Origin of the sequence: Alcaligenes sp. PF14, from assembly GCF_037150615.1 — a bacterium.
Classification (GTDB): Bacteria; Pseudomonadota; Gammaproteobacteria; order Burkholderiales; family Burkholderiaceae_B; genus Alcaligenes; species Alcaligenes phenolicus.
This window is the reverse complement of record NZ_JBAGRS010000005.1, coordinates 198,843-221,929: the sequence shown is the minus strand read 5'-3', so window position 1 is coordinate 221,929 and position 23,087 is coordinate 198,843. Positions and strand designations below refer to the sequence as shown.

Here is a 23,087-nt window from a genome sequence, read left to right as displayed (position 1 = left end):
ATGCTGACAGAACGCCTTGTACAAGTGCATAGCCCGCTCGGGCCGGAAGTCTTGCTATTTCAGGCTCTGCAAGGTCGGGAAGCCTTGTCCCAGCCTTTTGAATTGCAGGTGGATGTGGTCTGCAATACCCCCTTGCTGGATTTGCGCAGCTTGCTGGGCGAGTCCCTGAGCCTGGAAATCAAAACGCCTTTTGCGGTGCCGCGCTTTCTGGATGGTCGTATCAGTGCATTTCGCCTGATGGGTAAAACCGGCCGCAGCGATCGCTTCTACACGTATCGGGCCACCTTGCGCCCCTGGCTCTGGTTCTTGAGCCAGAACATGGACAGCCGGATCTTTCAGGAAAAGACCGTGCCCGAGGTTTTGCAGGACGTGCTGGGCCGCTACCCCTTTGCCTGGGAGTCGCGCCTGACGCAGGACTACCCGCGTCAAACCTATTGCGTTCAGTATCAGGAAAGCGACTTTCAGTTTGTTAGCCGCTTGATGGAGCGCGAGGGGATTTACTACTGGTTTGAGCATCGTAATGGCGCCCATACCTTGGTGATGGCCGACGATGTGGGTCAACATGCGGCTGCGCCCTGGCTTTCTGAGTTGCCCTTTGTTTCCCCCGATCGGGTAGCGCATCCCGATGTTGAGCATATCCATGCCTGGCACCCGTATGAGCAAGTCACTCCGGGCCGCTACGCGACCGCTGACTACGACTATTGCAAGCCGGGAGCCAGCCTGGACGCCACGCGTAGCAACCCGGCTGAACACGCCTTGGGTGATCTGGAAGTCTACGAATGGGCGGGTGGCTACACCGAGCCTCAACATGGTGAACATTACTCCCGCTTGCGGCTGGAAGCCTTGCAGGCAGTACGTAGCCAGGCTCAAGCCCAGACTAATGCGCGTGGTGTCGCGCCGGGTTATTTGCTGTCCGTACGCAATCATCCGCGCCCCGAGGACAACCGCGACTATCTGGTGACGCAGGTCGATTACGACTTTCTGGATGTAGGCCATACCGGCGAGAGCGGCATGGCCAGCCACTACTTCATCGATTTTCTGGTGATCCCGTCCAGCCAGCCGTATCGCCCGTTGCGACGCACACCTATTCCGCGTACCTACGGCCCGCAAACCGCCAAGGTGGTGGGCAAGAGCGGCGAGCAGCTGTGGACTGATCAATATGGTCGCATCAAGGTGCAGTTTTTGTGGGATCGCTACGGGCAGGCGAATGAAAACAGCTCTTGCTGGCTGCGAGTCTCCAGCCCGTGGGCAGGTGGCGGCTTTGGGGGCATTCAACTGCCCCGAGTGGGCGACGAAGTGATTGTGGATTTTCTGGGGGGTGACCCGGACCGGCCCATTGCCGTCGGTCGTGTGTATAACGCCAGTAATATGCCGCCCTGGAACCTTCCGGACAATGCCACACAAAGCGGCTTTCTAAGCCGTTCCAAAGACGGTGATCCCAGCAACGCTAACGCCTTCATGTTCGAGGACAGAGCCGGACAGGAGCGTATCTGGCTGCATGCTGAGCGCAATCTGGATACGGAAGTCGAGGGTGATGAAACCCATACCGTCGACGGTAACCGGACTACTGTGGTCACAGGCCACGATACCTTGAGCGTCATGGCAACCCGCACGACAACGGTGCAGGATCTGGAAACCGAGACATTTAATAGCGGCGTCGTACGTACGGTCATCGGGGATCTGGTTGAAACCATAGAAGGCGAGCAGACCCGAACTCATACCGGTGATGTGACGCGTACCGTGACGGGCAATGTCACCGACACCTTGACCGGCGATTTGACCCGAACCATCACCGGCGAGGTCACTCATACGGTCACGGGCGATGTCACGGATTCCATCACCGGCACTCGCAACTCCACCCAAACCGGCGATTACACCCGCACGATTACCGGCGCGGTGGATTACACCGTGACTGGCGATGTCAAAGAAACCATTACAGGTGATGTGGACCTGACCACCACCGGCAATATCACTGACACCCTGACTGGCAAACTGACCAAAAGCATTTCCGGTCCTGTGGACATTACCGCCGCAGCGGGCGTGAACATCACCACGCCTAGCTGGAAGGTGAATGTCACAGGTATTGAAAAATGGTGGATTCCGCATACCGAAAAAGTGACGGGGTTCCGCCTGAACGGCACGATTTCCTCGCTGGATGCCTGGGGTATTCGGGCGCAGGGCTATCTGGTCAATTTCCAGGCTGCCGTCATGAAGATGGACCACTCGGCCTTCAAGGACGAGAAAGCCTACGCCGCGATCAAGACCAGTGCGGTGTATCTGGGCAAGCAGGCGGTGCGCGTCGGCAGTTCGGCTCTGCGTTTGGCCAAGTCCGGCTTGCACATCTTTTTTTAAGGACGTCCGCGACGATGCTGGGACAGATTATATGGATGGCTTTCAGCGCTTTGATGGGAGCCATCATGATTTCGATTGGTATTGCTCTGGAGTGGCGGGATTGGCTGCCTTATCTGGTCATCTTGCCCATGTTGATCGCAGTGGGTGGTTTTGTGGCTGGGTATAGGGGTTTTACGCGCTATTGGCGTGCTCGTCCTGAGGAACGCTTGTATCAGCGCCTGCATCGTGCCGAGGTCGTACCGCAACAGGCCGTGATCGTATCTCAGGATGAGCTGCTGCCAGAGGTCTTCAAATCTGCTTATCCGCTAGTGCGCCTGGGTCTGGACGTGGATGGCCAGAAAACCCATGTGGATGTGCTGGTGCAGCCCGAACTGAGCAAGCGATTCAAGCCGGGTAATTGGGTCAGCGTACTGTGCGATCCGACCAATCCCCAGTTGTGCGCCCTGAACCGTGAACAGGTGACCTTGCAGCTGAAACCCGCCGCCAACTCCTATGGGGATTGATTGATGGTGGCGCTGGCTTCGCAGTTGATCGGGGATGACGCACACGTGGGTCCGGAGCAGTCAGGCAGTGCTCCTGCTCCAAGTCAGTCCTGCTCGTGCTCTCCCAAAGGACAAGTCCCATGCGCATCGTAAAGCCCTTGCGCTTGGGTGTTTTGGCACGCCCCTGGAGCTGGCGCGGACAACACGCGCTAAGCGTGTCGGTACAGGCCTGGTGCTCCATGGATGCCCCGCATCTCTTGAGCACCGATGCACGTATGTGGCAAAGCGTATCCGGCCTGATGCAGGACGACGATGTGCTGGACCTGGCCTTGCCCAAACCTTGTGCAGAGTTTCTGGTCTCTGGCCATGCCTGCGCTCCTGGTGGTGAGCCGGTATCCCAACTGGCAGTACAGGCACGTGTCGGCCCGATAGAAAAGCAGCTGGCTGTATTTGGGCAACGTCAGTGGCGGCAAGGCAGACCGGGGGAGGCAGAGCCTTTTACCCGCGTGCCTTTGGACGGAAGCCGTAGCTGGGGCGGGCCGCAGTATCCCGATAATCCCGCCGGCATGGGAATGGAAGCAGCCAGTCCGGGCGAACCGCTTTGCTTGCCGCAGGTAGAGCCTTGGGAAGGGCGCTTGCACCGTTCTGGCCAGCAGGGCCGTCCAGCGGGTTTGGGGCCGGTATCGCCTTTGCGACCACGTCGCTTTCGTTTGGCGGGCCGTTATGACCCCGCCTGGCAGCAAGGCGATCCAGGCATGATGCTGGACAGCCTGGACCCACATTTTTTCAATGCTGCTGAACCGGACCAGTGGTGGCGTGAGCAAGGTCATTGGCCCGCAGACAGTTCTTGGGAACTACACCATCTGCACGCCCAGCGACCCCGGTGGAGTGGCAGCTTGCCGCAGTGGGAGGCGATCTGCTGGTATCAGGATCGTCGTCTACCTGGTCTGCAAAAGCTGGACCTGCGGCACACCACCGTCTGGTTCTTTCCTGATTTGGGCCACATGCTCTTGCTGTACCAAGGGAGCGTGCCGCTTCAGGATGCGCAGGCGCAAGATGTGAACTTATTAATGCCTGCCCTGGAGCCCTTGGGGCAGCCGCGTGGTCAGGACCATTACGAGCAAGTGCTGCGCTTGCGTAGCGAAGGCGATCAGGCCGGATTATTTGCCTTGCGTGATCAGGATTTATTACCTGCTGACTGCTGCGGACCTTTGGATGATTCTCTGACTAACTCAGACGACCCCTTGTCCCTGACCATGCGGATGCGCCTGGAGCGCTGGGCGCAGGACGCGGCACAGGAACACCCGGCTTGGCAGAACGAGCTGTTTTCCTTGGCGCAGGCTGGGCCTCCCAAACCTATGGATGTGGACCGAACGGATTGGGTGCAGGAAGTGCGCCAAGCCAATCGCCAGCAATGGGAGGCGCGTCAGCAGATGGAAGAGGGCATGGCGAAAGTGCAGGACTTGCAGCGTGAATCTCCATTTCAGGATCAGGCCGGCACCCGTGTTACGGCGCGCGATACGCAGCAGATGTTGTATGAGCTGGATGCAGCGGCCAGCGACCAGGCGCCTGTGTCCGGCTTGCTATCCAAACCCATGGAGCAGGCCAGACGTGCGATGCAAACTTATGCCCCTGCACCGCCTGTTGCCTCTGATCTGCGTCAGCAGCGTTTGCGCAGGCGAGTGGAGTTGATTCTGGCCGGAACTCGCAATCTGTCTGGCCTGGACTTGAGCGGTTTGCATTTGCAGGACTTCGATTTCTCCGGGGTGCGCTGTGTTGGCACCTGCTTTAACGATGCGGTTCTACGGCAAGGCACGTTTGCAGGAGCTGATTGCTCGGGAGCCACATTTGTGCGGGCGCGATTGGAGCAGGTTCAATTCAATCAATCCCAATTGGATGATGTGGATTTCAGCGCGGCAGTACTGCAATCCGTACAGTTTCGTCAGGTGCAGGCGGCCCGATGGCAGCCGCGCGAGTCCAGCTGGCAGGATGTCTTGTTCCAGCAGTCGAACCTTCAGGAGCAGGAGTGGCTGGATGTGGACTTGCTGCGCTGCACCTTCGAGACCTCGCAGTTAAGTGGCGTGCAATATTTGATGCGCTCGCGCTTGTCCGAATTGTCTTATCTGGATTGCCAGTTGCAGCAATGCGCTTGGCTGGACTGTGATCTGCGGGACCTGTCCTTGAGGGGCTCCAGCCTGGAGGACACGTCCTGGCTGCTGGGTCTGTTGGACGGTGTGCTCGATTGCCGTGACAGCCGCTGGCGTCAAAGCGTGGTGTCCGGCGTGGACATGCCGGGGTCAGAATGGCGCGGTGCCCGCCTGGAAGAAAGCAATTTGCGTGGGCTGGATTTGTCGCAATCCTGTTTTGAACAGGCCCAACTGATTCGCTGTGATTTATCCGGTGCCAATCTCCAGGGGTCGCAATGGACGCAGGCCCGCCTGAGCGACTGCATTCTGATCGAGACTGACTTTAGCCAAGCCATCATGAACAAGGTGGATATGAGCAATAGCCTGGCCGGGGGCGCGAATGTTCAAGGCACGATGCTGGACACCGTGAACTTCTTCCGCGCTGATTTGACGGGCTTGCAAACGGATGCGCGTACCCGCAGCCGCAAACTGTATTTACGCACGGCACGTCGCGATCCTGCCGGGGGGCAAGTCTGATGGACGCACATGCTTTGCGTTTGCGCATTCGGCAAGGCGAGCCTTTGCTGGGGCTGGACATCAGCGATCTGTATTTGCCACCGGGCGATTATTCAGGAGCGGTGTTCATCGCTTGCCGTCTGCCGCGTGTGCAAGCCTTGGGCGTCAATCTGGCGGGTAGCCGCTTTCATCAATGTGACTTGAGCGGAGCAGTACTGGACGCCAGTGTGCTGGATGGCTGCGCCTTTATGGAATGCGTGTTGATCGGCTTGTCCTGCAAGCATGTCCAGGCCAGGGAGGTGATGTGGCAGGACTGTGATTTACAGGGCGCTATCTGGCAAGGCGGAGCCTGGAGCGACAGTCACTGGGCGCAATGCATTTTGCAAACGGGCAACTTCGACCAAGCTCTTTTGCAGCGTTGCACTTGGACTGGCTGCCGCGCAGGGGGCTTGTCCTTGCAGTCGACCCGTCTGGAAGATGTGGTGGTCACCGAAATGGATTGGCGGGGCAGCACTCTGGCCGGTAGTCGCTGGCACAGGGTGACGGCCAAAACCTGCAATTTCCAGGGCATGGACCTGTCGGGGCTGGATTTCAGCGGCAGTGTCTTGATGGAGTCCGACTTTACTCAAGCGGATCTAAGCCACGCTTGTCTTTGCGGCACCAATTTCAAGTCTGCCATCTTGAATCAGGCCGTGCTGAACAAGGTCCAAGCCAAGCAGGCTTTATTTGTTCATGCACAGGCTCAAGGACTGCAGATTCGGGAGGCGGATCTGACACAAAGTCTGTGGGCTCAAGCCCACGCTCCCGAGGCAGATTTTCGTGGCTCTTTTTTGCAGCAGGCCTACTTCGCGCAGGCAGTGTTGGAGCGGGCCCGTTTCGAGCATAGCCAACTGCGCTATGCGGATTTCTCGTATGCAGATTGCCGCCGTGCTCGCTGGGATGGCGCACATTTTGAGCGCACCCAGTTTCATCGTTGCTTGCTGGACAAGGCCGGGCAAGAACAGGCCGCAGGCTGCCTGCCCAATGACCCGGCCTTGCATGAGTCTGAGAGCTGGACCGCGCGTCATATGAATCTTGAATAAGGAGCCCTGATGTTTGCCAATTGCCAACGGGGCGGCATGGATATTGCCTTCCCCGACATCTGCAAGACACCACCGGCTCTGTTGCCGATTCCTTACCCGAATTTTGCGACGGGCCTGATGGGTATTCCCAATGCCTGGAACATCCTGTTGCAGGGTGGGCCTGCCCATAACTTGCTCACAACGATACCCTTGAGTAATGGTGACAATCCGGGTGTGGCTTTGGGCTTGATCTCGCAAACCGTGATGTCGCGTTCGCGCTCCATTACCTGTGTGCCTAATGTGCTGTGGAAGGGAATCCCGGCGACCCGTCTGACTAGCTTGAGCATGCAGAACACGGTGAATACGGTGGGCATGCGGGTAGTGCCCAGCCAGTTCAAAGTGCTGTTGCTAGGTGGCGGTGGTGCCGGGGGCGGCGCCGGTAAAGGCGGCAAGGGTGTGTCGGGCAGTGGGCCGGATGCGGCACGCAAGGCAGCGGCACGCGAAGCCAAGCGTGCACAGCTGAAACGCAACCGGCGTCGGGGTGCGCAGCGAGAGCGCGAGGTCGAGGCCGAGCTGAAGCAGGAAGGCCACGAGGTCATGGGCACGCAGGTGTCTGCAAAAACACCATTGACTCGCCGTGTGATCGATATACTGATCAAGGACAAGAACACGGGCAAAATCCGGGCGGTCGAAGTCAAGAGCGGGGGAGCGCGCCGCTCCGCAACCCAGAAGGCCAAGGACAAGGCAATGGAGAGCAAGGGCGCAGAGTTGATTGGCAAGAATGCACCCAAGCAGCCACTTCCCAAGAACATACGCATACCTACGGAGGTACGACATTGAAAACGCACACTGATCCCGTTAAATATGACGCTGTGGACTGGCATGTGGGCGGGGACTACCCCTCTGATCTGGGCCCGCAAGGTGGTCGCACGCACATCGGCATGTATCTGGCCTGGCTGGTGGAAAAAGGCCTGCTGGCCAATGCTTTTATGGACCGCTACCCCAACGAGGTGCGCCAGTGCCGTGATCACATGATCAAAGGCTCGCAACTGCTGCAAGAGTGTTGCGACGATGTGCTGGTCAGCGAAGACATGTCCGAGCAGGGCAAAGCCTTTAGCGATTTTTACTACGACGAGCTGTATCTGGATGATTACGTGGATACGCTGGACGACGAGGTTTTGCCATCCATCTATCACGTGCCTGACGATTGGGACAGCTACGAAACCTTGCGGCCGGTTCTGGAGCAGCGCTACCAGCACTGGCGACAGGAGCAGGGGCTGGACGACTAGCACCTAGCTGATCTCTATTTGCTTCCTTTGAAAAGCGCTGCCTGCGGGTGGCGCTTTTTCTTTATTTGCTTCAAAAAGAGCGTAAATACATCCATTTTGCAAAATAAGTAAGGAAAAATTTTCGTCAAAAAGGTGTCACCTTCAGTTCCTAGACTGGCTCCGTGATCAGTTATCCGAGACGACAGCTATGGTCGAAGGAATACAGGAGCAGTGGCAGCCAGCCTGGATTTTGGCTCCCGAAAACGCCCACTACGGCGAGAACCTGGAATACGAAGCCGACTTTCTGGCCTTGATGCAGGCTTTGCAAGTACAGGGCGAGCAGCAGTTTGGCCAAACTATTATCCCGGCTCAGGTTCCGGACTGGACGCGCATCGTGCGCCTGGTGCAGGACTTGCTGGACCGCTCGGCAGATATTCGCTTGCTGGTGGTACTGGCCCAGGCGAGATTGCAGACAGGTGGATTGCCCGCCTTGGTGGAGGTGTGCGACTGGCTGTTGAGCGCCCTGCAACAAGGCTGGGAGCACGTTCATCCGCGTCTGCACGACGATGGCGAGCTGGACCCCTTGCCGCGCGTCAATGCGCTGGCCGGGCTGTCGGCTATTGATGGTCTGGGTCGCCTGATGCGTGAGGCTCCCGTGGTCAGCCTGGGGCATCGTCAACTGAATTTACGTGAAGTCGGCTATGTGCTGGATGGCAGTCAGAAAGATAGCGGCCTTCCGGGTCGTGACCGTCTGGTCGACGAGTTGCGCCGTGCCTTTGCCGCCGGCCAAAGCCAGACCGTGGCCTTGAGCCGTTTGCGTCAGTTCCGCCAGGAACTGGAGGCCTTGGTGCATCGCCATCTGGATGCTGAGTGGTCCGTGCGTCTGGACGGAGCCTGGGACACCGTGGAGGCTGCCTGCGCGGTGCTGGATGCGGCGACTTCACTGTCTACCCCTTCTGCTCCCGAGCATGTGCAGGAAAGTCACTCCACCATTTCCGTGTCGCCGCAGCCTGCTAATCAGGTACCGCCGGTGATGGGCTTGGCGGGCTGGCAAAACCTGCATGTTTCATCCCGCGAAGAGGTGGTGTTGTTGCTGGACAAGCTGGTGGCGTATTTCGAACAGCACGAACCCAGCCATCCTGCCCCTTTGCTGCTGCGTCGTGCCCAGCAACTGGTGCCCATGGGTTTTCACGAGCTGATTCGTGACCTGGCTCCCGGTGCCTGGGATCAGATCCAGGTTTTCATGCCTCGATCCGAAGTGGCGACAGCCGCTTCTTAATTCCATAAATCAACTGGAGAAGACCTGATGTCTGTGAAATCCAATTCTGGCAGCGGCCAGAAATTCCTTGGGCGCAATCGGGCTCCGCGTGTGCAAATTGAGTACGACGTTGAACTGTACGGCGCCGAGCATCGTGTGCAACTGCCTTTCGTGATGGGTGTGCTGGCGGATCTGGCCGGGCACAACACGGAGAGCCAGCCGGAGCTGGGCGAGCGCAAGTTTATGGAAATCGACGTGGACAACTTCGATGACCGCATGAAGTCCATCGCACCCAAGCTGAACATGCAGGTTCCCAACAGCCTGAAGGGCGATGGCGTGCTGGGAGTGGAAGTGTCTTTTGACTCCATGGACAGCTTCTCCCCGGCTGAACTGGCCCGTCAGATCGAACCTTTGGCTCGCCTGCTGGAAGCTCGTACCCAGCTGGCGAATTTGCTGACTTATATGGATGGCAAAAGCGGGGCGGAAGAACTCTTGTCCCGTCTCCTGCAGCAGCCCGAACTCTTGCGCGCCCTGGCTGGTCGCCCGCCCCAGGCCCTGACGATGGACGAGTCCCAGCCCGATCAGGACAACGAGCCCAAAGCATAAGGAGCCCACCCCATGACTTCCACCCAGACATTGACCGCCACTCGCGACACGGCCCAGCTGGATGAACTGTCCAGCCTGTTGCAGCAAGAGTTTCGTCCCAAAACCGAGCAGGCTCAGCAGGCGGTTGAGTTTGCCGTCACCACGCTGGCCGAGCAGGCGTTGGACCAGTCCGTGACTTTGAGCGATGACGCCTATCAAACCATTCAGGCGGTGATTGCCCAGATCGATCAGAAGATGACCGAGCAGATCAATCACATCCTGCATCACCCCGAATTTCAGCGGCTGGAAGGGGCCTGGCGAGGTTTGCACCATCTGGTCAGCAACACCGAAACTGATGAGCTGCTGCGCATTCGGGTGATGCCCGCGACCAAGAAGGAATTGGCGCGCAACTTGAAGCGCTACAAAGGGGTGGCCTGGGATCAAAGCCCCTTGTTCAAGAAGGTGTATGAACAGGAATACGGCCAGTTTGGTGGCGAGCCCTTTGGCTGCCTGGTGGGGGATTATCACTTCGACCACAGTCCGCCGGATGTAGAGATGCTGGGGGAACTGGCCCGTATTGGCGCGGCGGCCCACAGCCCGTTCATCGCGGGAGCGGCGCCTTCCGTGATGCAGATGGAGTCCTGGCAGGAGCTGGCCAATCCGCGTGATCTGACCAAGATCTTCTCCAACACCGAGTACGCCGCCTGGCAAAGCCTGCGCGAATCTGATGATGCCCGTTATCTGGGCCTGGCCATGCCGCGTTTTCTGGCGCGCTTGCCCTATGGCGCACGTACCAACCCGGTTGATGAGTTCGACTTCGAGGAAGATACCGACGGAGCCAGCCACGACCGCTATACCTGGGCCAACTCGGCCTATGCCATGGCGGTGAATATCAACCGATCGTTCAAGCATTTTGGCTGGTGCACGGCAATTCGCGGTGTGGAGTCGGGCGGTGCGGTCGAGAACCTGCCTTGCCATACCTTTCCCACGGACGATGGCGGTGTGGACATCAAATGTCCCACGGAAATTGCCATCAGCGACCGCCGCGAGGCCGAGCTGGCCAAGAACGGATTCATGCCCTTGGTACACCGCAAAAACTCCGATTTTGCGGCCTTTATCGGCGCCCAGTCCTTGCAGAAGCCCCAGGAATATTACGACGCAGACGCTACCGCCAATGCCCGTCTGGCCGCGCGCTTGCCCTATCTGTTTGCCTGCTGCCGTTTTGCGCATTACCTGAAATGCATTGTGCGCGACAAGATCGGTTCCTTTCGCGAGCGCGACGATATGGAGCGCTGGCTAAACAGCTGGATCATGAATTACGTGGATGGCGACCCGACCAACTCCTCGCAGGAAACCAAGGCACGCAAGCCGCTGGCCGCCGCCGAAGTCTCGGTGCAGGAAGTACCGGACAACCCCGGTTATTACGCTGCCAAGTTCTTCTTGCGCCCGCACTACCAGCTGGAAGGCCTGACGGTCTCCCTGCGCCTGGTGTCCCGTTTGCCTTCGCTTAAAGGCGAGCAGAACTGATTCCCACCCTGGCCTTTTGATGGCCTTATTCGACCTCCAAGGAGAAAAGCGTGTCTGTTGATATGTTCATGAAAATTGAAGGCGCCAATGGCGAATCCAAAGACTCCAATCACAAGGATTGGACCGATATCCAGTCCTTTTCGTGGGGTGCCTCGCAACCGGGCAGCATGAGCTCGGGCGGTGGCGGTGGCCAGGGCAAGGCCAATTTCAACGATCTGCATGTGGTCGCTCGCATCGACAAGGCCGCGCCTGCCGTGATGAAGCACTGCGCCAGCGGCAAGCACCTGGGCAAGGTGGAGCTGTCGGTGTGCAAGGCCGGTGGCGAGCAGGTGGAATACTCCAAAATAACCCTGGAAGAAGTGCTGGTGACTTCGGTTCAGCTCAATGCCGAGCGCGATGTGGAAAGCGTAATGGTCAATTACTCCTTCCAGGCCGCACGCGTCAAACAGCAGTACTGGGAACAGTCCGACCGCGGCAGCAAAGGTGCTGAAACGCTGGTGGCCTGGGACATCAAGCAAAACAAAGAAGCCTGATCGGGCTTGGGTTTTCAGGCAGGGCCGCTATGGACCGCTTTCGCTTACCGGGACGCCGCGGGGCCGCGCTGATGCGCGGTCAGGCGGATCGCTTGCAACCTTGTCTGCTGGACAGGCTGACCGACGAGCGGCCCGATCAAACCTGGGAACCTCCCCAGCCCATGAGCCAGTACCAGATGCGTCAGGCGGTATTGCGCGATCTGGGTCATTTGCTCAATACACCCAATCAGGGGGCCACCCCCTTGATGCAGGCCTTGGCTCATGTGCGCCGCTCCTGCCTGAACTACGGCATGAGCCCGCTGGCGGGCAAGACCATGAGCGAGGTGGAGTGGCTGGATGTGGAAGAAGCGTTGCGTACCGCCATCCTGCATTTCGAGCCTCGCATTTTGCCCGATACCTTGCAGGTGCATTGTCTGGATCACAGGGCTCAGCGCGATTTGCATAACGTCTTGAGCTTGCGTATTCAGGGCCATGTCTGGTGCGAGCCGTATCCGCAGGAATTCTTGCTGCGCACCAGTATTGATCTGGAAAGCGGGCAGTTGGACCTTGAAGAGAGTTACGCGTCGGGATGAATCCGGAGCTGCTGCATTACTACAACCGTGAATTGGCTTACCTGCGCGAGCTGGGAGCCGAATTTGCGCAAGCCTACCCCAAAGTGGCGGCCCGTCTGGGTGTGCACGATACGGCGGTGGCTGACCCCTATGTCGAGCGTCTGCTGGAAGGCTTCAGCTTTCTGACGGCTCGCATTCAGATGAAGATGGACGCGGAATTTCCCCGTCTCAGCCAGCAATTGCTGGATGTGATTCAACCTTCCTGGTTGATGCCCACCCCCAGCATGGGACTGGTGCAGTTTCGTCCCAGCATGAGCGAAGGTGCTCTGGCCAAAGGTTTTACCATGCCGCGCCACACCGCCTTGCGCTCCCGTATTCCAGCCGGAGAACAAACCGCCTGCGAGTTTTCTACTTGCCATGCCGTGGACTTGTGGCCCATGAGCTTGTCGCAGGTACGTTTAGGCGATGTAGCAGCTGATCTGCCTCTGGCGGCTTTAGGTAGCCGGCAGGCCGCGCAAGCTCGTTCGGCCTTGAAACTGGACTTCACGGTGCATGGCGGTTTGACACTGGAGGAGCTGGCTCTGGATGAGCTTAGCCTGCATCTGGACGGCCCGGAATCTGACAGCAGCTTGCTGCTGGATGCCTTGCTGCGGCAGGCGTTGGGGGTGTTCATCCAAATGGAGGACGAGGCCCCACAATTCCTGGCTACGTCTGATTGTCTGACACACGATGGCCTGGAAGATGATCAAGCCATCTTGCCCATGGTGTCTCACGAGTTCTCCGGCCATCGCTTGCTGCGGGAGTATTTCGCCTTGCCGGGCCGTTTTGCTTTTGTACGGCTGCGTGGTCTGCAAGCAGCTATCGCCAGAGGACGTGCGCAGGAGCGAAAAAGCCGCCGCTGGAGCCTGCATATTGTCCTTAAGCAGGCTTGGCCCGATCTGGCGGCACGCGTTGGCCCTGGCCATGTGCGTTTGTATTGCACGCCTGTCGTGAATTTATTTCGTCGACGCAGTGAACGCATGGCCTTGCGCCCTCAGGCAACAGATCATCATGTGGTCATGGACAGAACGCGTCCCATGGACTTTGAAGTTTGCCTGATGGAGCAAGTGCAAGGACATGGCCGACAGGGCACGGACGATGTGCTGTTTCGCCCCTTGTATGCCAGCACGGCGCAGGATGCAGGACGCTATGGCAGTTACTACACTGTGCGACGCGAACCGCGTGTCGTGTCTGATACCCAGAAACGCTGGGGTGGCCGCAGCAGTTATTGCGGTAGCGAAGTGTATTTATCGCTGGTGAATCAGCACGAGCAGTCCGAGTTTTTCGGCATGAGTCAGATCAGTGTCACGGCCTGGTGCAGCAACCGTGATTTGCCCTTGCTGCTACCGCGCTCGCCCGAGTCTGACTTCAGCCTGCAGGTTTCGGCCCCTGTGGTCGGTGTCAGTTTATTGAGTGGTTTGACCCGTCCGCGAGCCGCATCAACCGGCGGCCGTCAGGCCTGGGATTTGATTTCACAGATGAGTCTGGCCCAGTTGGGTGTGGCCCAGTCCGACCCTAAGCAGGCTGCAGGTCGCTGGCGTGCCTTGCTGGCCCCGCATGTGGACAGCGCTGATGCCGGTGCCTTGCGTCAGTTGGCTTCCATTGTGGCGGTGCAGGCACGGCCTGTGCAGAGGGCCATGCCGGTGCCAGGACCCTTGGTGATGGCGCGTGGCGTGCATTTTGAGGTCACGCTGGACCAAAGTGGTTTTCCCGGTGGCCGTCCCTTTGTTCTGGCCGCCGTGCTCAGTCGTTATCTGGCCCGTCATGTCAGCCTGAACAGTTTTGTCTCTACCCAGTTTCGTTCCGAGACAGGGGTGGAACTGGGAGCGTGGGGGCCGCAAGCAGGTACGCGGGCGGTGCTGTGAACCGGGCCGAGCAGGAACAGCTAAAGCCCCAGGCTTCTTTGGAAGAGCTGGGCCGTATCATTCAGCAATGGCCTTATGGCCATGATCTGTTTCGGGTTTTGCGGGCCGTCGATGCCTTGCAAGCCGCCCAAGGCCAGCCTCGTTTGGGAACCGCGCCTACGCCTCGCCAAGAAGATGTGCGGGTAGGTCAGCCGCCTAGTTTGGCTTTTGCGGCCTCCAGTGTGCAAACCGCTCGTTGGGACGATGAACAACTGCATCTGGATGTGCAGGGTTTTGGTTTGTGGGGGCCCAACGGCCCTTTGCCGCTGCACATGACGGAGTACTTTTTTCAGCGTAGTCGCAACTTTGGTGACCGCGCTGGTGTGGCCTTTCTGGACCAGTTTCACCACCGTCTGTTTTTACTGTTTTTCAGAGCCTGGGCACAAGCGCAGGCAGTCTGTGACCTGGAACATGATCAGGATGGTTTTACACGCTGGCTGGCCAGCCTGGCCGGAGTCGGGAGCCAGAGCGAATCGGCTCCCATGAGCGACCATGCGGTCCATTTTCAGGCACCCGCGCTGGCGTCTCAAACCCGTAGCGCGCCTGCTCTGCAATCGCTTCTGGCCAGCTATTTCCAACTGCCCGTCAGCATTCAGCAGAACGTGCCGGCTTGGGTGCCGCTGGATGATCAAACTCAGGTCAGCCTGGGCCGCAGTTGTTCGGGGCTTGGGAAAAATACCGTTCTTGGCGCACGTATTCTGGATGTGCAGCAAACCATACGAATACGGATTGGCCCTTTGAGTCGGCAGGACTATGGACGCTTCTTGCCAGGTCGTCCGGCCTGGCGACAATTGCGCTATTGCCTGGCTTTGTATCTGGGCTTGGAGTGGTCGGTTCAGTTGCAACTGGTGTTACAAGCCAGCGAGCAGCCTGATCTGGGTTTGGGGGCGGGCTTGGGTCTGGGCCAGGAGACCTGGCTAGGTCAGCCCGGCACACAGGACAGAGCGGATCTGTGCCTGTTTCTGGACAGCCGTCCAGATTGGCAAGATCCGCGCAGCTAAGGCTTAGGCCTGACGCATTCCCTGCAAAAGATCGAACTCGTTTTCCTTGTCGGACAAGGTGCTGACCCACTCCGGGGCGCGACCCAAATCTGGCTGCCAACTGGCTGCCGGAATGGTGCTGTCGGTGCTGGGTGAACTGGATGGTTTGGCTGCTGTATCGAAGGGGTGCTTGTCCGAGGGCGCAGGCATGGGACCACCGACCGGGACCATGCCGGGAACATGCAGATCTGCGAAAGGATCGGCCGCCGGCGCAGCTGCCAAAGGCGTTTCATCCTGTGTGACGGGGCTGACTCCCGATTCCACCCGGTAGTGCATTTCCCCCAAGGTCAGGCGATCCCCATTCTGCAAGGTCTTGACCTGTGCCAGTGCCAATTCGATGCCATTCACGGCGACCTGACCGTCTGCGCTAGCTCGTTGAATCGTCAGCACATCGTGCTGGCGACGCAGGTAAGACAGCACGGGCGGCGTTTGATTGTTATCGGGCAAAACCAGATCAGCCTGAGTCCAGGAACCGCAGACCAGACCGGGTTCAGGAACAGGGCGCGGGGCTCCACCGGACTCTGCTTGCAAACGCCAATCTACAGCTGTGCTCATGGCTGTGCTCCTGCCACTTTTTCATAAACCGGGCCCCAGGTGGGGTGACCGCGCTCGGCCTGGGCCAGGGTAAAGCCAGGGTCTACAGCCCGTGCCTGCTTGAAACGCTCTTCACACAAAAAAGTGTAGTCGCGCACGCAAAAGCTGAAGGCCTGCAGTTTCAAGGCTTCGCTGTATTGATTGGGTGCGGCAGCAGGCAGGGTGCTGGAGCGGCCCACTTGCCGGATCACGGTGCTGTAGTCACCTTCATTAAAGGCAGAGCGTATTTGCTCCAGTTCAGCTTCGGCAGCCGGGCTGAAAACAGCCACTGGCTTGTTCTGAGTTTGGGCGCAGGCTGTCAGTAAAAGGGCCAGAGCCGGAACGATCAGGCGGGCAGGTAAATACATGGCAGGAAAAAGAAAAGTTGTACTTGCCCTCAAGACTAGGAAAGGAAAAAGACAGCCACATGACATGACGCGGACGGTTTTGTAAGAGTTGTTGCGCAAGGGTAAGCACCGAAACACCCCGTGTCCTTAACAAAGTTGTCGTATTCATGCTTTTAGATGGGGCGCATTGCCATTCAAGGAGACATCGTGACCGTTCGCCGATTGCTTCGTTTGTGCGCGCTGCTGATGCTGGGGTTGCTGGCCTCGTGCGCGTCCACCTCCAGTCGCATGGCCGTGCCCTACGAGATTGTTCTGACTGCGGATGAACAGCTCAACCCGGATGCCACGGGTCGGCCTTCCCCGGTACAGGTGTTTGTGTTCGAGCTGCGCTCGGGCAGCACCTTTGAATCCAGGGACTTCTTCGCCCTGCAGTCCGACCCGCAACAAGCCTTGCAGGCGGATCTGCTCAATGTGGAGCAGATCGTGCTGCGCCCCGGCCAGACCCATACCTTCAAACGGCCGGGCGATTTGCAAGCCACCGCTGTTGGCGTGGTCGTAGGGTATCGCGAGCTGGATGCCAGTGTGTGGCGTGTCCTCTTGCCGCTGCCCGAGTCGCGCACCACCAATATCTACAAGTTCTGGCAGTCGGCCCCGGACGCCGTCCAGGTCAGTCTGCAATTACGCAAGAACGCCATTCATGTCGTTGATTGATGGGCGTGGAACGGAATATTTCAATGGATAAAGTCATTTGGACCGAAGGGCTGTTTTTACGGCCTCAGCATTTTCAGCAGATGGAGCGCTATCTGGAGCACTATGCCCACGCCGGAAGGCGGGCTGCGCAGCCGTTTTGCTGGGGCTTTGAAACCTTGAGTCTGGACGAACAGGCCCTGAGTATGGGCAGTGTCGCCTTACGCGAAGCGCGCGGTTTGTTGCCGGATGGCACGCCCTTTGATTGCAGGCCGGGAGCGATGCAGATTGTGGCCTGGACGGCCCCCGAAGTGGTGCGTCCCGAGCGTCTGATGCTGGTGCTGCCTCGTCGTCAGGCCGGGCGAGCAGAGATTCAGTTTGATGGGCACAGCTCGCGTCGTTCGCGTTATGTGGTCAGCGAGCAGGATTTGTATGACAGCAGTGGTTTGTCACCTGAACCCTGCCTGTCGCAGCTGGGGCGTTTGCAGCCTGTTTTGCTGCCCGAATCCGAGGTGTATGAAGACAGTGTAGCCATGCCCGTGGTCCGCATTATGGAGCGCAGACCCGACCGCTCGCTGGTGTTGGACCCGGATTTCATTCCCCCTATCTTGTCCATTCAGGCCCATGCCCGGCTAAGTGCTCTAAGCGCGGATGTACAGGCTTTACTGCAGGCCCGTGCCCAAGCTCTGGCAGAACGCCTGGGGCCGGGAGGGCGCGGGCAGGGCGATGTGGCCGACTTCATGATGCTGGAGCTGGTCAATCGCTATCGGGCTGCCTTGTGGGCCATGGAGCAGCGCGTACATGTACATCCTGGCGAGCTGTATCAGGCCTGGATGGAATTGCATGGTGCTTTGGCTACCTACACCCAGGACGGGCGTCAGCCGCTGATCTGGCCTTCCTATCAGCATGACGATCTAGCCCAGTCCTTTTTGCCGCTGGTGCTGGAGTTGCGCCGTGCTCTGTCCGTGGTCCTGGAGCAGCAGGCGGTTTCGATTGCGCTGGAGGACAAGGGGCAGGGCGTACGTCTGGCCCAGATTGCGGATCGTGCGCTCTTGCTGCAGGCGGGTTTTGTGTTGGCCGTGCAAGCCGATTTGCCCGCCCAAACCGTGCGGCAGCATTTTGCGGCACAGGTGAAATTGGGGCCGGTAGAACGCATCCGCGATCTGGTGCATCTGCAATTGCCGGGCATCGGTTTGCAGCCTTTGTCTGTCGCGCCACGAGCCTTGCCGTATCACGCAGGATTCACCTACTTCGAGCTGGAAAAAGGCGGCGAGCTGTGGCGTCAGCTGGAGCAGAACGGCGCATTGGCCCTGCATTTGGCCGGAGACTTCCCCGGCCTGCAACTTGAGTTTTGGGCAATACGCCGCTGACCCGGAGCATGGCTATGAACGAGACAGTTTCCTGGAATAACGGCCCGGTCCCGGACGAGCGCCGATCGCGGGCGGATGCACCGCGTTTTGTTGCGCAGGGGGCCAATCCCCTGTTGGAGGCCGCCAACCCTTTGCTGGTGATGGTGTCCGATATACGCCGCAGTGCCCGACATGCAGATCCGGCAGGTCTGCGTGCCAAGCTGGTGGCTGAAATCCGGCAATTTGAATTGCGCGCACAGGCCGTGCCCGTGGCCAATGAAACCATTTTGGCCGCTCGTTATTGCCTGTGCACGACCTTGGATGAGGCGGCCGCGCTAACCCCTTGGGGGCAAGCCGGAGTCTGGTCCTCGCACACTTTGCTGGTCACTTTTCATAATGAAACCTGGGGCGGCGAGAAGTTCTTTCAGCTTCTGGATAAATTGATGCAAAGCCCGGCGGCGCATTTACAGCTGTTGGAGCTAATGTATTTCTGCCTGGCTTTGGGTTTTCAAGGCCGCTATCGCGTGCATGAGCAGGGCGCCAGCCAGCTGGAAACCGTGCGCCAACGGCTGTACATGAGCTTGCGCCAGTATGGGCAGACGGTACCAGCCGCTCTGTCCCCGCATTGGCGCGACAACCCGGCGCAGAAAGTTGGCAAGCCTTTGCCTGTGCCTATCTGGGTGGCCGTTTGTGTGGCCTTGCTGCTGTGCTTGTTGATGTATCTGGGTACCAGTCTGTTGCTGAACCGGCAGTCTGATCGGGCTTTCGAGGACATTGTGGCTTTGCGCCTGCCGGCCTTGCAGACACAGGGCCAACCACCGTCTAGTGGCGTCGCACCGCCAGCACCTTTGGCCTTGGCAGAGCTGCTGGCCCCCGAGGTGGCCGAGGGTCTGCTGACCGTGCGAGATCAGGCCGATCGCAGCGTCATTATCCTGCGCGGCGACGGCCTGTTCGATTCAGGAGCTGACCAGATCCGTGCGCCGTTGCTTCCCGTTATTGCACGTATCGCAGATGCAGTGGAAGCCGCGCCGGGCTTGGTGCTGGTAGATGGCTATACCGATAACGTCCCCATACGCAGTGTGCGCTTTCCTTCCAATTTTCATCTCTCGCAGGCTCGTGCCGATTCGGTCAAGGCCGTCTTGCAGGAGCGCTTGAGTCAGCCAGAACGTGTACGCGCACAAGGCCGGGCCGATGCTGCGCCTGTGGCAGACAATGGCACCGCTCAAGGTCGGGCACAGAACCGACGGGTGGAGATCACGATCGTGCCCTTGAGCAAGGAGGCCGGGCAATGACACGTCTTTTGAGTCTGGTCTTTAGCCGTAGCGTCTGGACCTTTGTGGGTGTGCTGATTCTGCTGGTGCTGATCTGGTTGCTGGGGCCTTTGTTGGCGATTGGCCAAACCCGGCCATTGGAAACCGAGCCGTCGCGCTGGATTGCGATGGCTGTGGTGGTGGTGTTCTGGTTGCTGCGCTTGTTGTGGCGCAGCTGGCGTGAAGGCCGCTTGAACGCGCAGTTGCTAGGCCAATTAAGCCGCCCGGCGCAGAAGGCATCAGCATTGAGCAATACGGCTACGCCGCATCCTTTGCAAAGCCAGTTTGATGAGGCCATCGAACTGCTCAAGCGGATTCGCTTCGGTTCGCATATGGGCGGACGCTTGCGCTCCTTGCTGTCGCGTCAGTACGTGTATCAGTTGCCCTGGTATGTGTTCATCGGTGCACCCGGAGCAGGTAAAACCACAGCGCTGGTCAATTCTGGCTTGCAGTTTCCCTTGTCGGAGCGCTACGGAAAAACGTCTCTGCGAGGTGTGGGGGGCACGCGCAATTGTGACTGGTGGTTTACCGACGAAGCCGTCCTGTTGGATACAGCAGGACGCTACACCACGCATGAAAGTGATCCGGTAGGAGATGAGCAGGAATGGCGTGGTTTCCTGGGCCTGCTCAAGCGCTATCGCCGCAGGCAGCCGATAAATGGCACTTTGCTGACTATCAGCGTGCCAGATTTGTTGTCCAGCACGGCCGCGCAACGTCACGATCATGCGCAGGTCTTGCGCCAGCGCCTGGCTGAATTGCGCGAGCGTTTGGGGATTCAGTTTCCTATCTATGTGCTGGTCACCAAAATGGATTTGCTCCAGGGCTTTCAGGAGTATTTCGACCATTGTGATCGTCAGGAACTGGAGCAGGTCTGGGGCTTCACCTTGCCTTATGAAAGCTCGCGCGAAGCGGGATTTTCCTTGTCGCATACCTATGGGCGCGAGTACGAAGCCTTGCATCAACGCCTGGAGCGTGGTCTGGCGGCCGTGATGGCCGAGCAGCCCAACGAAAGCGTGCGTGCCGAAGCCTATCTGCTGCCACAACAGTTTGCTCGCCTGGGGCCGGTGCTGGAGGAGTTTCTGGAACAGGTGTTTAGCCAGTCCCGCTTCGAGGCACCCCTGTTGCTGCGCGGCGTGTACTTCACCAGTGGTCGGCAAGGAGGTGTGCGTCTGGATCAGGTGCGGGACTCCATGCGCGAGTATCTGGAAGTGGATGTGCAGGCGGATCAAGCGCAGCCAGTGGCCGGTCAGGGCCGCAGCTATTTTCTGACCCAGCTGCTGAAAGAGCTGATCTTTCAGGAGGCCGGTGTTGCAGGCCGCGACGAGCGCTGGGAGCGCCGCGTGCGCTTGCGTCATTTTCTGGTCTACGGTCTGGTGGCGGTGGGTGTGTTGCTACTGGGGCTGGCCTGGAGTCGCAGCTTTCTGTTGAACCGCAGCTATGTGGAGCAGGTTGAAGGACGTGTTCCGCAGGCTCAGCAACAGGCGGACCAAACACAGGTGCTGGATACCACCCCGGCGGTCGGCTTGCTGCCTTTGCTGGATATGTTGTCGTTGCTGCCGCAAAGCGATCAGTTTCCCTTGAATGCGCCCGGTTTGGAGCGGCGCATGGGCCTGTATCAGGGTGACAAGATGAAGGCCGCTGCCGATACCGTCTACCAACGCGCTTTGGAGAAATTGCTGGCCCCCTTGCTGGCGCGTCGTATCGAAACCGTGTTGCGTAGCGAGCAGGCGCAGGACCTGGAGTACGGCTACGAGGCCCTGCGCGCCTATTTGATGCTATACGACACGCGGCGCTATGACGCTGCCCATTTGCAGACCTGGTTGCTGGGCAGTTTGAAGCAGGACTTGCCGGCTGGCTTTACCCAGTCGCAATACGACAGGCTGGAGAGCCATGTCCGTGCAGTGACGCAGGCGGGCTTGCTCTTGAATCCCTTCCCGCGCAATGAAGCCTTGATTGAACAAAGCCGGGAACGTCTGGCGCGTATCAGTCTGGAGCAGCGCACTTATAGCCGCATGCGCCGTATTCTGGCCGCCACACCCGGTTTGATACCTATGTCGGTCTCAGGCATGGCCGGGCCATACGCGGCCTCTGTATTCAAGCGCGAAAGTGGCAAACCGTTAACCGAAGGGATAGACGGTCTGTACACCTACGAGGGGTACTGGACCGTGGTTGAACCACGTATCGACAGCGAATTGCAGCAGATGCGCGAGGATGACCGCTGGATTCTGGGGCTGGATACGGGCGCAGGGCAGTCCGAGGCGGCGCGTCGTGCGGCAAGCCAGGAGCTGCGTCGTCTGTATCTGCTGGATTATGTGCGTGTGTGGGATGAGTATCTGGCTGATTTGCGCCTGCTGCAAGGCGGCAGCTTGCTGGAAAACATTCAGCTGGCCCGCACCTTGTCCATGGCCGATTCTCCCTTGAAGCAGTTGGTCCAGCAGGTGGCTTTGCAAACTCGTCTGTTGCGAGAGGATGCGCAGCAGGGGGCCTCTTTGGGGGCACAAGCCAAAGTGCGGCTGGACGATACCCGGCAGGCGTTGGAGCAGATGTTTGGCCCGGTCGGCTTGGAGGGTAGTCGTCGTAATGAGCCCCAGGCCAAGCAGGTAGAGGCGATTGTGGATCAGCACTTCGAGCCTTATCACCGTCTGGCCTCCAGTAGTGGCGGGGCACCAGCGCCTATTGATGGCACCCTGGAGTTGCTGGATGAGTTCTATGCTTTCTTGACCTCCTCGGATGCTGCTCTGCGCAGCGCGGGTACACCGCCGCAGTCCAATGTCTTGACCAAGTTGCAGGCAGAGGCAGGTCGGTTGCCTGGGCCTTTGCGTGATGCGCTGGATCAGTTTTCGGTAGGTGCTTCTGCCGAGATCGCGTCGCGGACTCAAGCCAGTTTGGGGCAGTTGGTAAATGCCACTATTGGTCAGTTTTGCCGTAGTGCGATTGCCGGTCGATATCCCTTCGCCGCTCAATCCAGGCAGGATGTCGCACCTAATGATTTTGCCCGCATGTTTGCGCCGGGTGGCTTGATGGATGCCTTTTTTCAAGAGCATCTGATGCATCAGGTGGATATGTCAGGTGGACGCTGGCGTTTCAAACCGGGCATAGATGGGCAGGCAGCGGCCAACTTCCGTTATCTGGATGCGTTTCAGCGTGCGGCTGTGATTCGGGATGTGTTCTTCCCGGCAGGCAGTAATCAACCGCGTATTGATATGGCGTTCACTCCGGTTCAGCTGGATGCAGAACTGTCGCAAGTGCTGCTGGATGTGGATGGCCAGGTGCTGCGTTATGCCCATGGCCCACAGGTTGCCATGGGGGTACAGTGGCCGGGGCCGCGCGGGGGCCGTCAGGTCAGTCTGGAGGCACAGCCACAGTCCGAAGGCTCGGGGATGAGGGCGACCGGTGCCTGGGCGTTGTTGCGATTGCTGGACAAGGCACAGCCTGTATCGGGTGCGTCTGCCGGGGCACAGCGCTTGTCTTTTGCTTTGGGGAGTCGTCAGTTTGTGGTGGATGTGGTGGCCAATAGCTCCAGGAATCCGTGGCGTTTGGCGGAGATGAGAGGGTTTAGCTGCCCGGGGAGCCATTGAG

At 58.9% G+C, this 23,087-nt stretch carries 19 protein-coding genes; 17 read left to right on the top strand and 2 right to left on the bottom strand.

Going from position 1 to position 23,087, the window contains the following annotated elements; genetic code table 11:
* The 13 genes from WFM49_RS12420 (at window position 1) to tssG (ending at window position 15,203) form a co-directional block, all read left to right on the top strand.
* Complete coding sequence (locus tag WFM49_RS12420; protein WP_336973524.1) at window positions 1-2,352, top strand: type VI secretion system Vgr family protein; 2,352 nt, start codon at window positions 1-3, stop codon at window positions 2,350-2,352.
* A 35-nt stretch (window positions 2,353-2,387) separates the two neighbouring features.
* Window positions 2,388-2,855: a hypothetical protein gene (locus WFM49_RS12415; protein WP_230940567.1), complete on the top strand. Its 468-nt coding sequence runs from the start codon at window positions 2,388-2,390 to the stop codon at window positions 2,853-2,855.
* 119 nt (window positions 2,856-2,974) lie between these two features.
* Entirely contained in the window at window positions 2,975-5,497 is a 2,523-nt protein-coding gene (locus tag WFM49_RS12410) for a DUF2169 family type VI secretion system accessory protein (protein WP_336973522.1), read from the top strand.
* Window positions 5,497-6,558 (top strand): pentapeptide repeat-containing protein, encoded by a 1,062-nt coding sequence (locus WFM49_RS12405; RefSeq protein ID WP_336973520.1) that lies wholly within the window; start codon window positions 5,497-5,499, stop codon window positions 6,556-6,558. Before WFM49_RS12410 ends, WFM49_RS12405 begins: the two co-directional genes overlap by 1 nt.
* A 9-nt stretch (window positions 6,559-6,567) precedes the next feature.
* Window positions 6,568-7,377: a DUF4150 domain-containing protein gene (locus WFM49_RS12400; protein ID WP_009455523.1), complete on the top strand. Its 810-nt coding sequence runs from the start codon at window positions 6,568-6,570 to the stop codon at window positions 7,375-7,377.
* Window positions 7,374-7,826, top strand: a complete 453-nt coding sequence (locus WFM49_RS12395) for a DUF7832 domain-containing protein (protein WP_009455524.1) — start codon at window positions 7,374-7,376, stop codon at window positions 7,824-7,826. Before WFM49_RS12400 ends, WFM49_RS12395 begins: the two co-directional genes overlap by 4 nt.
* A gap of 187 nt (window positions 7,827-8,013) precedes the next feature.
* A complete protein-coding gene (tssA, locus tag WFM49_RS12390; protein ID WP_239054831.1) occupies window positions 8,014-9,084 on the top strand; it encodes a type VI secretion system protein TssA in 1,071 nt (356 codons plus the stop codon).
* Window positions 9,085-9,111: 27 nt separating this feature from the next.
* Window positions 9,112-9,669: a type VI secretion system contractile sheath small subunit gene (gene tssB, locus WFM49_RS12385; protein ID WP_086061191.1), complete on the top strand. Its 558-nt coding sequence runs from the start codon at window positions 9,112-9,114 to the stop codon at window positions 9,667-9,669.
* Window positions 9,670-9,681: 12 nt separating this feature from the next.
* On the top strand, window positions 9,682-11,175 hold the full coding sequence (tssC, locus tag WFM49_RS12380; protein WP_009455530.1) for a type VI secretion system contractile sheath large subunit: 1,494 nt from the start codon (window positions 9,682-9,684) through the stop codon (window positions 11,173-11,175).
* A 50-nt stretch (window positions 11,176-11,225) separates the two neighbouring features.
* A complete protein-coding gene (locus WFM49_RS12375; protein WP_035270090.1) occupies window positions 11,226-11,708 on the top strand; it encodes an Hcp family type VI secretion system effector in 483 nt (160 codons plus the stop codon).
* A gap of 29 nt (window positions 11,709-11,737) precedes the next feature.
* Window positions 11,738-12,280, top strand: coding sequence for a type VI secretion system baseplate subunit TssE (gene tssE, locus WFM49_RS12370; RefSeq protein ID WP_021447237.1), 543 nt, complete (start codon window positions 11,738-11,740; stop codon window positions 12,278-12,280).
* The gene (gene tssF, locus WFM49_RS12365; RefSeq protein ID WP_336973509.1) at window positions 12,277-14,163 is read left to right on the top strand and encodes a type VI secretion system baseplate subunit TssF; all 1,887 of its coding nucleotides are present in this window, start codon (window positions 12,277-12,279) and stop codon (window positions 14,161-14,163) included. Before tssE ends, tssF begins: the two co-directional genes overlap by 4 nt.
* The gene (gene tssG / locus WFM49_RS12360; protein WP_235484323.1) at window positions 14,127-15,203 is read left to right on the top strand and encodes a type VI secretion system baseplate subunit TssG; all 1,077 of its coding nucleotides are present in this window, start codon (window positions 14,127-14,129) and stop codon (window positions 15,201-15,203) included. Before tssF ends, tssG begins: the two co-directional genes overlap by 37 nt.
* Before the next feature lie 3 nt (window positions 15,204-15,206).
* Here tssG and WFM49_RS12355 read toward each other — a convergent pair whose 3' ends face one another.
* Window positions 15,207-15,797: a hypothetical protein gene (locus WFM49_RS12355; protein WP_336973506.1), complete on the bottom strand. Its 591-nt coding sequence runs from the start codon at window positions 15,795-15,797 to the stop codon at window positions 15,207-15,209.
* Window positions 15,794-16,183, bottom strand: a complete 390-nt coding sequence (locus tag WFM49_RS12350; RefSeq protein ID WP_026483661.1) for a TssQ family T6SS-associated lipoprotein — start codon at window positions 16,181-16,183, stop codon at window positions 15,794-15,796. The genes WFM49_RS12355 and WFM49_RS12350 overlap by 4 nt, the downstream gene beginning before the upstream one ends.
* Window positions 16,184-16,369: 186 nt before the next feature.
* Between WFM49_RS12350 and tssJ the strand changes: the two genes are divergently transcribed.
* The 4 genes from tssJ to tssM are packed head-to-tail and all read left to right on the top strand — an operon-like array spanning window position 16,370 to window position 23,086.
* A complete protein-coding gene (tssJ, locus tag WFM49_RS12345; protein ID WP_235484320.1) occupies window positions 16,370-16,873 on the top strand; it encodes a type VI secretion system lipoprotein TssJ in 504 nt (167 codons plus the stop codon).
* A gap of 23 nt (window positions 16,874-16,896) precedes the next feature.
* Complete coding sequence (tssK, locus tag WFM49_RS12340) at window positions 16,897-18,219, top strand: type VI secretion system baseplate subunit TssK (RefSeq protein ID WP_336973504.1); 1,323 nt, start codon at window positions 16,897-16,899, stop codon at window positions 18,217-18,219.
* A 14-nt stretch (window positions 18,220-18,233) separates the two neighbouring features.
* On the top strand, window positions 18,234-19,490 hold the full coding sequence (locus WFM49_RS12335; protein WP_254500232.1) for a DotU family type VI secretion system protein: 1,257 nt from the start codon (window positions 18,234-18,236) through the stop codon (window positions 19,488-19,490).
* Window positions 19,487-23,086, top strand: coding sequence for a type VI secretion system membrane subunit TssM (gene tssM, locus WFM49_RS12330; RefSeq protein ID WP_336973501.1), 3,600 nt, complete (start codon window positions 19,487-19,489; stop codon window positions 23,084-23,086). The genes WFM49_RS12335 and tssM overlap by 4 nt, the downstream gene beginning before the upstream one ends.
* Window position 23,087 lies beyond the last annotated feature (1 nt).